General features: G+C 52.7%; 15 protein-coding genes. 1 reads left to right on the plus strand and 14 read right to left on the minus strand.

Translation table 11 applies throughout. The features are described from left to right. From NT140_04380 to NT140_04440, 13 genes are all read right to left on the minus strand, one after another. The coding region (locus NT140_04380) for a carboxylase (protein MCX5831114.1) at positions 1–315 on the minus strand (315 nt) is incomplete at its 3' end. Between the two features lie 135 nt (positions 316–450). Further along, positions 451–1,152, minus strand: coding sequence for a 4'-phosphopantetheinyl transferase superfamily protein (locus tag NT140_04385; protein MCX5831115.1), 702 nt, complete (start codon positions 1,150–1,152; stop codon positions 451–453). After that, positions 1,046–1,801, minus strand: coding sequence for a lysophospholipid acyltransferase family protein (locus NT140_04390; GenBank protein ID MCX5831116.1), 756 nt, complete (start codon positions 1,799–1,801; stop codon positions 1,046–1,048). The genes NT140_04385 and NT140_04390 overlap by 107 nt, the downstream gene beginning before the upstream one ends. Positions 1,802–1,866: 65 nt before the next feature. Continuing rightward, positions 1,867–2,115, minus strand: a complete 249-nt coding sequence (locus NT140_04395; protein ID MCX5831117.1) for a phosphopantetheine-binding protein — start codon at positions 2,113–2,115, stop codon at positions 1,867–1,869. 119 nt (positions 2,116–2,234) lie between these two features. Continuing rightward, a complete protein-coding gene (locus tag NT140_04400; protein ID MCX5831118.1) occupies positions 2,235–3,521 on the minus strand; it encodes a beta-ketoacyl-[acyl-carrier-protein] synthase family protein in 1,287 nt (428 codons plus the stop codon). Beyond that, complete coding sequence (locus NT140_04405; GenBank protein MCX5831119.1) at positions 3,511–3,990, minus strand: beta-hydroxyacyl-ACP dehydratase; 480 nt, start codon at positions 3,988–3,990, stop codon at positions 3,511–3,513. The genes NT140_04400 and NT140_04405 overlap by 11 nt, the downstream gene beginning before the upstream one ends. Continuing rightward, entirely contained in the window at positions 3,980–4,708 is a 729-nt protein-coding gene (locus NT140_04410) for a 3-oxoacyl-ACP reductase FabG (GenBank protein ID MCX5831120.1), read from the minus strand. The genes NT140_04405 and NT140_04410 overlap by 11 nt, the downstream gene beginning before the upstream one ends. Further along, positions 4,705–5,301, minus strand: coding sequence for a bifunctional 3-hydroxydecanoyl-ACP dehydratase/trans-2-decenoyl-ACP isomerase (fabA, locus tag NT140_04415; GenBank protein MCX5831121.1), 597 nt, complete (start codon positions 5,299–5,301; stop codon positions 4,705–4,707). The genes NT140_04410 and fabA overlap by 4 nt, the downstream gene beginning before the upstream one ends. 116 nt (positions 5,302–5,417) lie before the next feature. Next, positions 5,418–6,617 carry an acyl-CoA dehydrogenase family protein gene (locus tag NT140_04420; protein ID MCX5831122.1) on the minus strand — a complete coding sequence of 400 codons (1,200 nt, stop codon included), beginning with the start codon at positions 6,615–6,617 and terminating at the stop codon, positions 5,418–5,420. Positions 6,618–6,637: 20 nt separating this feature from the next. Continuing rightward, positions 6,638–7,594, minus strand: a complete 957-nt coding sequence (locus NT140_04425) for an ACP S-malonyltransferase (GenBank protein MCX5831123.1) — start codon at positions 7,592–7,594, stop codon at positions 6,638–6,640. Between the two features lie 320 nt (positions 7,595–7,914). Beyond that, positions 7,915–8,565: an endonuclease III domain-containing protein gene (locus tag NT140_04430; GenBank protein ID MCX5831124.1), complete on the minus strand. Its 651-nt coding sequence runs from the start codon at positions 8,563–8,565 to the stop codon at positions 7,915–7,917. A 25-nt stretch (positions 8,566–8,590) separates the two neighbouring features. Then, positions 8,591–10,069 carry a DegQ family serine endoprotease gene (locus NT140_04435; GenBank protein ID MCX5831125.1) on the minus strand — a complete coding sequence of 493 codons (1,479 nt, stop codon included), beginning with the start codon at positions 10,067–10,069 and terminating at the stop codon, positions 8,591–8,593. Between the two features lie 210 nt (positions 10,070–10,279). After that, positions 10,280–11,254 (minus strand): polyprenyl synthetase family protein, encoded by a 975-nt coding sequence (locus NT140_04440; GenBank protein MCX5831126.1) that lies wholly within the window; start codon positions 11,252–11,254, stop codon positions 10,280–10,282. Between the two features lie 863 nt (positions 11,255–12,117). Between NT140_04440 and NT140_04445 the strand changes: the two genes are divergently transcribed. Then, entirely contained in the window at positions 12,118–13,344 is a 1,227-nt protein-coding gene (locus NT140_04445; protein ID MCX5831127.1) for a GGDEF domain-containing protein, read from the plus strand. 78 nt (positions 13,345–13,422) lie between these two features. Here the strand turns inward: NT140_04445 and purF are convergent, their stop codons facing one another. Next, positions 13,423–14,835: an amidophosphoribosyltransferase gene (gene purF, locus NT140_04450; protein MCX5831128.1), complete on the minus strand. Its 1,413-nt coding sequence runs from the start codon at positions 14,833–14,835 to the stop codon at positions 13,423–13,425. Positions 14,836–14,842: the final 7 nt, after the last annotated feature.

A 14,842-nucleotide genomic window follows, 5' to 3' on the forward strand; every position in this document is an offset into this window, starting at 1 on the left:
GGCCTTGGCAACATCGTCCGGATAGTTGCGGTAGCCGACAAGATTCTGACCACGCAGCAACATGGAGAATGGTGTTTTCTTGATGTAGCGTTTCAGAGTTTTGGGTCTTTCCCAGGGATCCTCGTTGAGAAAGCGGTGCATGGTATCGAACGTGGCCCCGCCCCAAACCTCCATGGCCCAGAAACCGACCTCGTCCATTTGTTCGGCGATGGGAATCATGTCTTCAGTTTTCATCCGGGTGGCGAAGATGGATTGATGCCCATCTCTTAAGGTATTATCCTGTATCTTGAGGGGATTTTTAGTTTCTACTGACAATGTTAACCTCCTGTAAAAAAATAGTCTGAGTGCTGAGGACTAAGTGCTCCAAATTTGTTGATCGTTGCTTTTTACTCAGCACTCAGTCCTCGGAACTCGTCCTAATGCAGACGACAAGTGCCTGTCAAGCTTTATTTACAATACTTCAAGAAGCGGCGAAACAGCAAAGGCATAAGCGGCAAAGGCGCCTTCATGACTCAAGCTGATGTCTATGTCAGTTGCCTGCCCCCGGAGATAGACTAAGGGAGGGCCTAAGCCGTGCGGCCCTTGAGCGCGCCTGATCTCGACATCCTGCGGGCTGCTGCCGGGCAGGTATTGGGCAAGATGCCTTTGTGCGGCGGCGCGTACATAAGATGATTCATAGGCCGGCGTCGGGTTGTCAAAGGGCATCCGTGCCACCTGCCAGGCAATCCTTGTGCCGGAATCCGAAGCAAAAGAGGTGGCGATGCTGTGTACGTAACTGGCGGTGATCATGGTCTCCAGATTAATGTTGCCCCTCGGAGTAGCAACAGCCCCGAGGAGACGCCGCTCGCACGGAAGCAGCGCGACCACCGGCTCCCTTGCTTCTATCCGGGCCTCTGTCCGGCCAAATTGCACTTTATAAAGCAGTGGTTTGGAAGTAACATCCCACTGGTCTTTCTGAATGGCTTTATAAGCGGCTTCCTTGCCTGTCCACAGGGCCCAAAGCATGGCGTCGGGCTCGCTGTCGGCCAGCAGCAGGTGTTCTTCTTCAGGGAGCAATATGCGTTTCCGGAAGCGTGTATTGTTGCTCTTGCCCTGTACATGCGGATGCAGCAAATCCACTATGTCGTTGCCGACGCGCCTCAAAATAAGCATCCTCCATCCGGGCCAGCCGGGCTATGATTTGTTCTGCATAATGCCGTTGCGCCCTCAGTCCACTTAGTTCCGTTCTTTCCGGTGTCAGCACGTCCATGGCGATGGTAAAACGTTCACCTAACCTTGGTATTTTGGTGTAGGTTTCCTGATGGTCGCCGCGCAGGTAGATGCATAAGACCTTGCCATCTTCTTCGCTACTGACGAAGCGGCCCACGCCATAGGTATGATTTTCCACATTTATTCTGGCCGTCCGCGAGCGGCCGCCTTCGGGAAAAATTAATAAAGGTTGTTGGCGGCGTAAGAGATAAGTACACTTCTCCATGACGAGCTTCATTTCGTCCCGGTCTCCGCCCCGACTGACGGGAACACATTTCACAAGATAACACAGCAGCGTGGAAAAGAAGTTGCGCTGAAAATTGGCGCGCTCGGGCAGATTCCAGGGAAGCAGGCGAAAGTTCAGCATATAGGCATACATGGGGGCGAGGGCGTAGGCCAGAATAACCGAATCAATATTGGTTAAATGGTTGGGGCAAATTATCCAGGGGCCGCGGTGGTTCTTAAAAAGCTGCGCATATTCGCTGCGTATTTTTTGCAAGTCCCTGATCCTGTAGCCGCATAGCCTGACGCAAAGGTAGACGAACGGCGCCATTAAAAACACCGCCAATCTGCCTATTGCGTACTGCAAATGTAGCAAGACTTTTGCGCTGAGATCCACTATGCCGCCTTACTTTTGATAACTTCGATGGCATCGCCGATCGTTCTTATCCTGTCTGCATCATCATCATCTATCTCGATGCCGAAGACGTCTTCGCATTTGATAATAATATCCACCAGGCGGGCGGAATTAACCTTCAGGTCATTCAGGATATGGGTTTCCTTGGTGGCCTTTTCTACCAGGGCGGTATCTTTGGCGTAGAGCCTGATAATGTTCATAAACTCGTCGTAAATCTTTTTTTCATCCATTTGTAACTCCTTTTTTGTTTATTTGTGAAACTCCAATTCCGAAAGCGCAGCGCATTGGAATTGGCAAGTTGAACAATCCCGCGCAGCGGAGGGCATAATACCGCAGTTTGCTTTGGGATTCATACCCGTGATTGTTCCCATCTTTGAAAGATCAAACAGCTATTAACATCGCCAAAACCGAAGCCGGCCTTGGCGATGACCTTAATATTCGGGTTTTCAATCAGCCGGTGAGGAATCTTGGCGGCGAAGGCCTCCAGGTCCGGATGCAGGTCCTCGCAATTAATCGAAGGATGTATAAAGCCTTTGTATAATTGCAGAACAACGGCCACGCATTCGATCGCTCCGGCTGCGCCTAAGCAATGGCCGATCATCGCCTTCGTAGAATTGATATAGGGAAAATCAGCGGGTCCCCGCCCGAGTGCTGCCGCCCAGTTATGGACCTCATAGGGATCGGCGAAAGTGGCCGTCAGGTGTCCATTAATGGCACCGATAGCATCGGGATCAACATTGGCGTCGGCAATGGCGCCTTTAACGCATCTCTTGACGCCTTCCGGGTTGGGCGCCGTCATGGAGCCACCCTGTCTTTGGCCGCCACAGTTGACATAACCTCCCAGAACTTCTACATAGATGCGCGCCCCACGTGCGAGCGCCGTCTCCAGGTCTTCCAGGATCAGCACTGCCGCCCCGGAGCCGGGCACAAACCCGTTGGCCGAAGCGCTCATGGGCCGGGAGGCCCGTTCCGGTTGATCGTTATACTTGCGAGCGATCACGCGCATGGAGTCAAAACCCGCCCAGATGTAGGGAGAAGAACCCTCGCTGCCGCCCACCAAAACACGTTTGGCCAAACCGGAACGAATCCTCAACATGCCTTCAATGATCGCCTCATTGCCCGTGCTGCAGGCCGAGGAGTTGGACGTAACCTGGTTGCCCAGGGCCAGCAGACCGGCTATGCGGGCGCTGGTGGCGCTGTTCATAACCCTCTCCACGATGCTGCTTCCCATGCGTTTGACCTTGCCCTCATTGACCATGGGAACCACCGTGTTGGCAATCGTCTCCATACCGCCGATTCCTGATCCGACGATAGTTCCCGTATCCCAATGCACAGTATCATCATCAGGACCGGGAATGCTGAAGCCGGCGTCGGTCCAGGCGTCTATTGCGGCAACTGATGCATAGCCGATATTGTCGTTGATGGACACCATCTTTTCCTCATCAAAGTACTGCCGGCAAACGGCATCAAACCCCTGGGGCACGCCGCCCACCTGACAGCCGAAGTTTAGAGTGGCGAGTTCCTGTATAAAGCGGATACCTGATTGGCCCGCACGCAGGGCGGCCTCATAGTTGTTCAGCCCGTGGCCATTCGGCGCGACGACTCCCATGCCTGTTACAACAACCCTAGGTCTCATTCAGCATCACCCCCGTCCCCGCTAAGATACCGCAGCATACCAACTCACCGTTTTCCCTTTCCATACTTACCTTGGTCTTCAAACTCCCTCTCCGAAAATAGAGCTTCTCACCCCTGACAATTACCCGTTCGCCCGGAAGTACGATGCCGGAAAACTCAACTGCATCCGCCAGGGTAAAAAGCGTAATCATTGCTTTTGTTTCCTGGGGTGACTTTTGACCTTGCAACAGCGTAAGATACAGTCCCAAGGCAACCACCCCGGTTTGCGCCATAGTTTCTATCAGCAACACTCCCGGTGTAATCGGGCGGTCAGGAAAATGGCCCTTGTAGAAATACTCCTCGGCGCGAAAGCGGTAGGCCCCCACTATATTGCTTTCGTCCAATTCCAGTACCTCATCAATGAACCGGAACGGATGCTGCTGGGGAACGCTGTGTAAAATCAGATCCCGCATCTCTTGATCAGCCGCCATAAAGCCCCCCGTTCACATGCACGACACTTCCCGTTATATAATTGCCTTTGGTAGCCAGGAAAGCGACTACTTCCGCCACTTCATGGGGCAAGCCCATCCGTTCCAGAGTAACATTAGCCAGAATCTGAGCCTTGACTTCTTCCGGCAATACCTTGGTCATTCCCGTATCAATAAAGCCCGGGGCTACCGAATTAACTAAGATATTACGTCCTTTCAACTCCTTGGAGAGAGATTTGGTAAAGGCGTCCATAGCGGCTTTTTCCATAGCATAGGGGATCTGTCCGGCATTTCCGGTATGCCCCACGACGCTGGAGATATTAATAATGCGGCCACTGCTTCTTCGCAGCATAAATAAGCGGATTATCCTTTTGGTAAGGTACCAGGTCCCCCGCATCAGAGCCCGCTGTAAGTCAAATTGTTCCATTTTCATGGAGTTAATGTCGGCATTTACGGACAGGCCAACATTGTTTACGAGTACATCCACACGATTGGTCAGGTCTTTCAAGCTGGTCAGCATCTTTTCCACCTGATCAGTATCCGCAAGATCCACCGGAAGCAGAAAACCATCGCCAATTTCTGCAAGGGTATGCGCAGCTTCAGCACTGCTGGGAAGATCGCTTATGCCTATCCGGAACCCCTCCTGTGATAGGGCATGGCAGCAGGCCGCACCTATCCCTCTTGCGCCGCCGGTTACAATGGCTACGGGCTTGTCTGTCATATTTCTCCTTTCATTTGTCCGCCAATGGCGTTTGGTGAATGCAGAGGATAATCAGGATACACGATGCCCTGAAAAACGCCGCTGCGAGCATCTTTGACTTCCATAATCTGTTCGCCGTCCACAAAGACTTGGGCATCACCAATAACGACAGAGGCGCCTGATACCTTAAGCTGCGAAAAGCGCTTTACCGAAATTTCATATCGCACGCATTTATTAAAGGGACGTATCTGACCACTAAAAAAAACCTCCCCGCACCCTAAAGCTCTACCTGCGCCCAGAGCGCCGCGCCAGATACAATAAAATCCCAGCAATTGCCAGACGGCATCTACGCATAAACAACCGGGATGGACGGGGTCGCCGGGCATATGGCATTGAAAATACCAGGCGTCAAATTTTACATCCTGCTCCGCGATAATTTTTCCGTGCCGGCCGTCGCTTGTTATCGAGATTACCCTGTCCACCATGAGAAAAGGAGGCGCCGGCAGGCGACCATCGAAGCCCTCCGGCCGATCCTGTACCAACTTTCCGTAGGCAAAGGCTATCAACTCTTCCTGACCAAAGTGATCGCTGTCCAGGAATTCCTTATATTTCATCCTTCTTCCTCCACGTATGTGTGTCTTCAGTAGTCCCGATATCCAAATCTCCCAGAAACTGGTTGGAAATGACGTTTTCCGGGAAGAAATGTCCAATGCCGTGGAGATATAACATATTAAATCAATTCCCGTCCCATGATCATGTTTTGCACTTCCCGTGTGCCTTCGTAAATATCAATGATGTGCGCATCTCTGACGAGTTTGGAAATTTCATATTCCGCCATGAAGCCATAGCCGCCGTGGAGATGGAGTCCTTCGTTGGCGCAGAAAAGGGCTGCTTCGGCGGCGGCGTTCTTGGCCAGGGAGGCATAGAGGCCCCGGTCGGGCGCCATTTCCTGCACTTTGAAGGCAGCCTTCATCAGGGCCAGTTCTGCCAGTTCAACTTTTTTCCACATCTGGACCAGGGTATCGCCGACGATGGGCAGGTCGCAGAGACGCTGACCAAACTGGCGACGTTCTTTGGTATAGGCCAGGGTCACATCCCAGGCGCGTCGGGCCAGTCCCACGCCGATAGCGGCCACCATGGGGCGGGCAAAATCAAGGACATCCACAACGTAGGTGAAACCCTTTCTTCTGTCGCCGATGATTTGGTGCGGTTCAATCAGAACGTCTTCAAAGGTCACGCTGGCGGTATTGGAGAGGTGCTGTCCCAGCTTGTCTTCCGGTTTGCCGATGATAATCCTGCCCCCCGTGGGAAGCAGAATTTCTTTGTTGGCCGGAATAGAATTGTTATCCCCCTGTATCAATACCTGCGGCGCAGGAACTACGACGCAGGCGAGCAATTGGCTGGTCGGCTTGCCCACTTTGCAGAAAACGGTAAACTGGGAAGCGAGGGACGCATTGGTAATAAAGCATTTGGCACCGTTCAGGACGTAGTTGCCGTCCTCCCGCTTTTGAATAAAAGTAGTCATGGCCAGATTATCCGAACCGGCGCCGGGTTCAGTCAGGCAGAATGCCGCCAGCAGCGGCAACTCCATAAAAGGCGCTAAAAAGGCGTTCTTCTGGGCGTCGGTGCCATGCTGGACAATAACCGTGTTCGCGAGATCATTGCACATGGCCGAGGTTGATATGCCCGTATCTCCATAGGAGAGTTCCTTGATAATCAAGGCCGTGGACACGACATCTACTTCATACCCCTTGAGAGCCTCCGGAAAGGATAGATTCAGGATTCCGAGCTCCCAGGCTTTATGGACGAGGCCTCCGGGGAAGACATGCCCCTTGTCGAGGTTCATAACCTGGGGGAGTATCTCGCTTTTGACGAATCTCCGCACCGTGTCAACGTACATCTGCTGACTTTCCGTGAGGTTAAAATCCATGTTCTTATCTCCTTGCCTTCTTACGCTGTGCTGCCGTTGCTTTCCCGAAAAGTGCGCTCGGCCGTTGTCAGGCTCGTGATAGAGGCGCAACTAATATCTACGGTCTTGAAAAAATCACGCAGCGGCCGACTGGGCCCGATCTCATAGATCATATCTGTCCTGGCGGCAAGACATTTCATGTTATCAACCCAGCGCACGGTGTTGCTGAGTTGTGATACCAGGCTGAACATAATTGCTTCCGGTGTGGCAGAATGGAATTGACCCGTGAAATTAGATGTAACGTCAACGGCGTGAGCCGCCAGCATATTATTGCCATGCTCCCGCAGGGTGTCGGCAAATCTTGCTCCGATGGGCTGCATAAAGCGGCTGTGAAAGGGGGCGCTGACGTTGAGCGGCACAAAGCGAAAACCCTGATCGTAACTGAAAGTCGCACGCAAACGGCTTTCCGCTTCGGGCAGGGCGCTGAGATAGCCGCTGATAACCACCTGATGGGCGGAGTTAGCGTTGGCCACATCCAGGGGCAGATCGGCCAGATCGTGACGTACTTTTTCCAGATCAATGTTGCTGGAGATCACGGCCGCCATGCCGCCCACACCAACGGGCACGGCCTGCTGCATGAGTTGACCGCGGATATGGACGATTTTTACGGCTTCAGCCAAAGATAGCACTCCCGCCGCCGTAAGGGCGGTGAACTCTCCGAGACTATGACCGCCGAATATGCTGGGAGCAAAGCCGTAACGAAAATGCAGGCCGCGCAGGGCGGCAATCTCCGTAGTCAGCAGGCACGGCTGAGTAAACTCCGTCAGGTTTAAGCGTTCATCGTCACGAAAACAAAGCAGGGACACATCCCAACCGAGAGCATCCGACGCCTCTTCATAGGTTTGTCGGCTGACGGCAAGCTCATCGTTAAAATCCTTTCCCATGCCCGTTCGCTGCGCGCCCTGACCGGGGAATACCGCTGCCACAATCTTTCCCATCGCTTCTTTTAACTCCAGATCAAAGAAATATCTATTTTGGCATCATGAATATCTCGGCACGGAAATACCTACGCCACCGCCTGCAGCCCGCCTAAATATCTTGCAACATACCGGGACATTGAATATTTTATTTTAGAAAGCGGGCTGTTGTTCCGGGGGGCTTATATTACAGATGAGAGTGCAGAGTCAAGTGCAATCGGTCTGCTTTATTTTACACCTCTGTATCATTCCTATTACCTGTAATCATATCACGTGCATCGGGGTCAGGGTGCAAACGGCAGTGTTTCACGTGAAACACTGCCGTCACTTTGCCATATCCGTTAGATCCTCAGCGGACAAGCCTCGCAACGCCTTTCCTTCCCGCAGAATGACTTGCCTGCATTTACCAGGAGAGCGTGGTACTGATTGTAGAGAGAAACGCTGACGGGAAGGTTGCCCATAAACAAGGCCTGAATCTCTGCATAACGTTCCTTACCTGCTAAAATGCCGTGACGCTCCAGAATTCTTCTTGTATAGGCGTCAATAACAAAGACCGGTTTTTCACCGGCATAAAGTAAAATACTGTCGGCTGTTTCATCTCCAATGCCTTTAATTTGAAGGAGTTTTTCCCTGAGTAGCCAGTGATCTTGCGCAAACATCTTGTCCAGTTGGCCATCATATTCATCATGAAGAAATCGGACAAAAGTTGCCAGTCTCCGGGCCTTGACGTTATAATACCCTGACGATCTTATCAACGCCGCCAGCGTATCTATGGGGGTTTCATATATGTCTTGCGGATGGAGAATATCCGCCTCTTTTAATTTTGCAATAGCATACGTAACATTGCGCCAGGCCGTATTCTGCGTTAAAATGGCGCCGACAATGACTTCAAATGGCGAATCAGCAGGCCACCAGCGGAGGTTGCCGAAATGGCCATCAAGCCTGTCGTACATCGTCAGGAGGCGCTTGGCAATGCCGCGAGCGGTTTCCATGGCGTCTCACTTGCAGATGAACCCGTCAGGGACGAATCGGCACCCAGGTGGTGAACTTCCCCCTTTTTATTAAAAGTGACACGCCTTCTTTGCTGCCGGCCTTGCCAATCTCCCGCTGATAATCCTTCAGGGAATTGACTTTTACCTTGTTGACCTGCAGGATGAGATCCTGGGGGCGAATGCCGGCTTCATCGGCGGGACTGCCATCCGTTACCTCGACTACAATAACGCCTGCCTTTTGTGAAATGCCAAGACGATTGGCAATTTCAGGAGTAAGTTCCTGCACGGCCAGACCGAAATATTCGCCGCCGGCCGCCAGATCAGCTTTGTCAGTACGTGCCGCAATCAACACCTGAAAAACCTTTTCCTGACCGTCATGGAGGGCCTTGATTTCCACCTTTTCTCCTACGCGGAAATCAGCCACGATCACCAATAATTCGTGAGAGTTCTTAATCGGCCGGCCATTTACCGCCGTGATGACATCCCCGGACTTCAGGCCTGCCTTGGCTGCCGGGTCACCTTCAAACACCTCCGCGATCAAGGCCCCGGTGGGCTCTTTAAGCTTCAGGTTTTTGGCAATTTCCTCAGTGACATCCTGGATAGAAACACCAAGCCAGCCCCTTGATACTTCTCCCCTGGTTTTCAGTTCAGGCAGCATACGGTTGGCCATATTGATGGGAATGGCGAAACCAATGCCCTGGCCCTGGGCAACAATCGCCGTATTTATGCCGATCACCTTGCCGTCCATACTGAAGAGTGGCCCCCCGCTGTTTCCGGGGTTAATGGAAGCATCCGTTTGAATAAAATTATCATAAGGACCGGCGCCGATGACACGACCTTTGGCACTGACGATGCCCGCAGTAACGGTTTGTTCCAGGCCAAAGGGATTACCGATTGCCATCACCCAGTCGCCGACGCGTAATTTATCGGAATCGCCTATCTCTACGACCGTCAGACTCTTATTGGGCTTGATTTTAATCAGGGCGATGTCTGTTTTTACGTCCTTGCCAATAATCTTGGCTTCATACTCCTTTTCCCCGTCCGGTAACTTAACCAGGATCTTGTCTGACTGCTCCACAACATGATTATTGGTGAAGATGTAACCATCGGGACTGATGATGAATCCCGACCCCAGACTTTTTTGCTTGAACTCGCGTTGCGGGATATCACCAAAAAACTTTTCGAAAAAATCATCACGCCCGAAAAAACGATCGAAAGAGTTGCCGCCGCCAAAGGGCGCTCTCTGCATGCCACCTTGTTGCCGAAGCGTTTTGGTGGTACTGATGTTTACGACCGCGGGCTTTAATTTTTCCGCCAGATCGGCAAACGAAACGGGCGCCCGCACCATGTCAACCGGGCCCAATGCAGAAGCCAATTGGACATCAGGCACTTTGGGAGCGAAAGCAGAGCGCAGTACTTCCACCAGAGAAACGATGAAAAAGGCGACCAGAAACGCCAGGAAAAACATCATGAATGATTTTCTATTTTTGCTTTCTTTTAACATCTAAAACCCCCAGTCGCTCAGAAGACATAATCTCTAATGGAATTATCGCCAAAAAATATCGTGGGCATTATAAGCATAATTTTATGATTGTCAATGATTATTGACAACACCGAATTGCCTCAAATAAAATGTTACCCAAGGAGGGGTTAAAAAGGGATCGTTGACTCATAATTCGATGTTACCGAACATCGAATTGCAGCTATTTACTGTTCAAAACCGACGTTCAATGATGTACTGGGAAATTGTCAGAAGAGCGGTTTTCGCGTCGGAATCAGGAAAAACTTGCAGCAAGTTTTCAGCGTTGTCTATGTATGCCCTGGCCTTGGCGAGCGCATAATTCACGCCGTCATACTTGTGAATCAAGTCCACAATCTCCAGCAATTGATCGGCGCCCTCTGCTTTATGCTGCACCACTTTTTTAATCAGATTCTTTTCTTTGGCCGAACATTGTTTCAAGACCCAGATAAGCGGAAGGGTAATCTTGCCTTCCGTCAGATCCTTGCCGACCGCCTTCCCAAAATCATCTTCCTTGGCGACGTAATCCAGCGTATCGTCAGTTATTTGATAGGCGGAACCGAGCCGCATGCCGAATCTGGCCAGCGCCTCAATCTGTGCGTCCGGGGCATTGCCCAGTATCCCCCCCACGGCGCAGGCAGTTGATATGAGGAGCGAGGTTTTTTTCTCGATGATGGACAGGTATTCCTTCTCCGTAAGGTTGATTTTGCCGCACTTGACTAACTGAAATATTTCCCCCTCGGACATGGTGTTGGTCGTCTGGGAAACCAGCTTCATGATGGCGAGGTTGCCGTCGGAGGTCATGAGTTTGAAAGCGGTGGAATAGAGGTAATCGCCCACGAGGACACTGGCGGCATTGCCCCAGATTTTATTGGCTGAAACGCTGCCCCGTCTTATCTCGGCGCTGTCTATAACGTCGTCATGGAGCAGAGTGGCGGTATGCACGAACTCGATGACGACAGACATGTTGTCGCGCCGTTCCCCCCGGTAGCCGCAGAGATCGGCGGCGGCGAGCAGGAGCAGCGGCCGAAAGCGCTTGCCCCCGCTGCCGATGATGTGATGGATAACCTGCGGAATGAGGTGGATGTCCGAGCGAAGAGACTCTTCCATGCACTCCTCCACGCGGTTTAAATCGTCGCTGTAACGCTGAAATACGTCCTGTATCTGCATGCCGCCTCTGTTCTGGAATGGGCCAAACTGTGGTTTGCACTTTATTCCAATAACGGAGAGATGTCAAACCTTTCTCGTGCCCAGGCAATACTAGGGACATGAAATACCGTCTTCCTCCTACCATGAATTCGTATAGAATGATGTATAATAGGTTTGTGCGGATTTAGGTATTTGTTCATGGGAAGGCAGGAGGACTCATTTCTTCCTGGGCATTAGAGCCCTTATTTCAGTACGTCCCAAGCTTCTATGAACCATAATAGGTTGGTTGGATCGATTGAATCCTTGTCACGCTGGAGGATTGGTCTGGAGGCTTTCCGGACAGGTATTATTATGATTCCCTGGGCCTGTATGAAGTTCCAATCAAGGCTCCTTGGGTACAAAATGTGAAGGCAACCGGATGAAGATAATCGGTAAGCCGTATTCGGGAAAACCGAACGTACGGAATTGACGAGGGGGAGCTGGAGATAGAGCCCTCAGAGCTACTACGCCAGCTCTCTACTCTACTGAAGTGATAATCAAGTCAGGGCTGCTTTTGACGGTGTCTGTCAAGTCAAATACGGGTCAGGACACTCCATCAGGAGTAGGCAATGCAATATGTTATGGCAAAATCTTCTTGACATGCAAGGCCGCTTTTCTTATTGTCCCAAATCATTAAGCCCGTGCTTTTCAGTCGCACCGCTCCTGTAGTCGGTGATCATTCTTCGCCTATCGGGCGTGTGCGCTTTTCCATGGACCATATCGGATGTGCATGCAATGCCCGAAATCACCTGCTACATGACACAAGTTCCACGGCCTGTAGGCTTATTCACTCTGCCTGCGCCGATTTTTCTGCCTAATTTCTGTTTTCACAAGGTTCACTCATCGTGAAGCCAGCACGAATCTCACTTGGCATCGCAGCGCCGGCCGCGGTGCTCGCCGCTACCTGGTTGCTCGTTCCGCTCCTTGCGGAATTACCATCTTCGCTCGTCGGCATCAGGGTCTATGGCGTGCATTTCGTGCTGGCACTCGGCTTCGTCGTAAGCCTCGCATTCCGGCGCGGACGCGTCGTGCTGGCACTGCTCACACTCGGCATTGCCTACGCATGTTACGCACTGCTGCTGCAGAAAGGGCTTGCCGGTTTTCAGGCACGCACGGTGTTCATAGCTTTAAGCGTGTTCATACCATTCAATTTTGCGGCCCTGAGTCTCATCAAAGAGCGCGGCACGTTCAACATTTACGGCGTGCGACGGGTATCAATAATTGCTCTTGAAGCCGCTTTTACCTGGTGGATCGTGATGGCAGCTAAAACCGAAACCACGGCTGGGGCTTATGCGCCGCTGTGTGATACCAAGTTGTTTGCGGGATCGCCGATTCCGCAGCTTGGACTTACGATAATCGCGCTGAGCCTCACAACCTGCCTGATCGTGTGGTACATAAAGCGCTCGCCGCTGGATATTGGCTTAGCTGCAGCAGTGCTTGCCTTCGGCATAGGGATGAACGGCATCGCCACGCCGAATTTATTTCCCGTGTTCATCATGACAGCCGGATTGATACTCATCGTCGCGGTGCTGCAGACCACGTACCGTATGGCGTTCCGTGACGAACTTACCGGGCTGCCGAGCCGGCGCGATCTGAATGAGAGCATGATGCAACTCGGCCGGCGTTATACGATTGCGATGCTCGATGTCGACCACTTCAAGAATTTCAATGACACCTACGGTCATGATCTCGGCGACCAAGTACTGAAGATTGTTGCAAGGAAAATCGCGGAAGTGGGTGGCGACAGCAAACCCTACCGTTATGGAGGCGAGGAATTCACCCTGCTTTTTCCGGGCAAAGACATTGACCACGCAATCCCGCATCTTGAAGCACTGCGCAAGTCCATTGCCGACTACGAGCTGGCGCTGCGCGCATCTGACCGCCCGGAGCAAATAAAGTCATTCCAACGGAAGCGCGGCGCGTTCCACACCGCAAAATCGGTATCAGTCACCATCAGCATCGGCGTCGCTGAACGCACCGAAAAGCTTACCACGCCGATCTCCGTGGTCAAGGCCGCAGACAAGGCGCTCTATCGCGCTAAGAAACGAGGACGCAATCGATTAAGTAAGTGAGGCCGTCCCGGAAAAACAGGTGGCTTGAATCTTTACGCAAGGGGAAAGACAGGAGAAGCGCCATCAGCTGGTTGTGTCTCAGCGGCGTTCTTCAAAGCAGAGTTTATCCATATTTTCCGGCGGGGCGAGAGGATACCGGCCATCATAACAGGCCAGACAGAAGCTGTCGAGAGCCATTCCCGTTGCCTCCAGCATGCCGGGCAGGCTCAGGTAGTGCAGGGAGTCCAGGCCGATGAATTTGGCAATCTCCGCGACATTTTCATTTTGAGCGGCCAGTAGTTCGCCTTTTGAGGAAAAATCGATCCCATAGGGGCAGGGATGGGTTGTCGGCGGGCAACTGACCACCATGTGCAACTCCTTGACGCCTATTTCCCGCAGGTTTTTAACCCGGTTGCGGCTGGTGGTACCCCTGATGATGGAGTCTTCCACGATCATCACCCGCTTGCCCTGCAAGAGAGGGCGCACCGGATTCAGTTTGACCCGCACGCCGAAATCACGCATGGGCTGGGTGGGCTGGATGAAGGTCCGGCCCACGTAGTGATTGCGGATCATGCCCAATTCAAAAGGCAGGCCGCTTTCCTCCGCGTAACCGAGCGCCGCATAGATGCCCGAATCGGGAAAGGGCATGACCAGGTCCACGTCGGGCTGATATTCCTTCGCTAAGTGATGTCCCAGACGCTTGCGGCAGAGATAGACATTCTGACCGAAGATCTGACTGTCGGGCCGGGCAAAGTAGATCAGTTCGAAGATGCAATGCGCCGGCGGCAGTTTGGGGAAGGCCATGATGCTGTGCAGGCCCTGGTCGTCTATGATGATAATTTCTCCGGGCGCCACATCCCTGATATACGTGGCCCCCACTAGGTCAAAGGCGCAGGTTTCCGAGGCAATGACCCAGCCGCCGTTCAACTTCCCGAGCGCCAGGGGCCGAAAGCCGCGGGGATCGCGTGCCGCAATGACCTGCGTCCGGGTCAGCATGACAATACTGTAGGCGCCTTCAACCCGGCCCAAGGCATGGATTAACGCCTGTTCCAGGCCGTCCTGGAGATGGGCGGCCAGCAGGTGGATGATGACTTCCGTGTCCATGGTGGACTGAAAAAGGGAGCCGCGCGCTTCCAGCTCCGCCCGCAGAAGGTAGGCATTGACGAGATTGCCGTTGTGGGCCAGGGCGTAATATTCATCGCCGTGATGCACGAGGAACGGCTGGGCATTGGAGATGACGGAAGAACCCGTGGTGGAGTACCGCACATGACCGATGGCCAGATGACCGGGCAGTTTGGACAGGGTATCTTCCTTGAAGACTTCCAGGGCCAGTCCCATACCCTTGCGCTCCAGAACCTGGCAGCCGTCCGCCGTGGCAATGCCGGCACTTTCCTGCCCCCGGTGCTGGAGGGCAAAGAGGCCAAAAAAGGCCACCCGGGCCGCATCTTCGTGCCCGTAAACGGCAAAGACCCCACATTCATGACGCGGGCTTTCTGATGTATCGTCGTCCAAGCTATCC

The organism is Deltaproteobacteria bacterium (assembly GCA_026388415.1).
In the GTDB taxonomy this organism is placed as follows: domain Bacteria; phylum Desulfobacterota; class Syntrophia; order Syntrophales; family JACQWR01; genus JAPLJV01.

Excerpts from the sequence above, each read along its gene's own strand:
- NT140_04395 (MCX5831117.1), bottom strand. The coding sequence starts at position 2,115 with ATGGATGAAAAAAAGATTTACGACGAGTTTATGAACATTATCAGGCTC.
- NT140_04440 (MCX5831126.1), bottom strand. The coding sequence starts at position 11,254 with ATGCAGATACAGGACGTATTTCAGCGTTACAGCGACGATTTAAACCGC.
- NT140_04400 (MCX5831118.1), bottom strand. The coding sequence starts at position 3,521 with ATGAGACCTAGGGTTGTTGTAACAGGCATGGGAGTCGTCGCGCCGAAT.
- NT140_04405 (MCX5831119.1), bottom strand. The coding sequence starts at position 3,990 with ATGGCGGCTGATCAAGAGATGCGGGATCTGATTTTACACAGCGTTCCC.
- NT140_04390 (MCX5831116.1), bottom strand. The coding sequence starts at position 1,801 with ATGGCGCCGTTCGTCTACCTTTGCGTCAGGCTATGCGGCTACAGGATC.
- NT140_04385 (MCX5831115.1), bottom strand. The coding sequence starts at position 1,152 with ATGCTTATTTTGAGGCGCGTCGGCAACGACATAGTGGATTTGCTGCAT.
- NT140_04420 (MCX5831122.1), bottom strand. The coding sequence starts at position 6,617 with ATGGATTTTAACCTCACGGAAAGTCAGCAGATGTACGTTGACACGGTG.
- NT140_04435 (MCX5831125.1), bottom strand. The coding sequence starts at position 10,069 with ATGTTAAAAGAAAGCAAAAATAGAAAATCATTCATGATGTTTTTCCTG.
- NT140_04430 (MCX5831124.1), bottom strand. The coding sequence starts at position 8,565 with ATGGAAACCGCTCGCGGCATTGCCAAGCGCCTCCTGACGATGTACGAC.
- fabA (MCX5831121.1), bottom strand. The coding sequence starts at position 5,301 with ATGAAATATAAGGAATTCCTGGACAGCGATCACTTTGGTCAGGAAGAG.
- NT140_04425 (MCX5831123.1), bottom strand. The coding sequence starts at position 7,594 with ATGGGAAAGATTGTGGCAGCGGTATTCCCCGGTCAGGGCGCGCAGCGA.
- NT140_04410 (MCX5831120.1), bottom strand. The coding sequence starts at position 4,708 with ATGACAGACAAGCCCGTAGCCATTGTAACCGGCGGCGCAAGAGGGATA.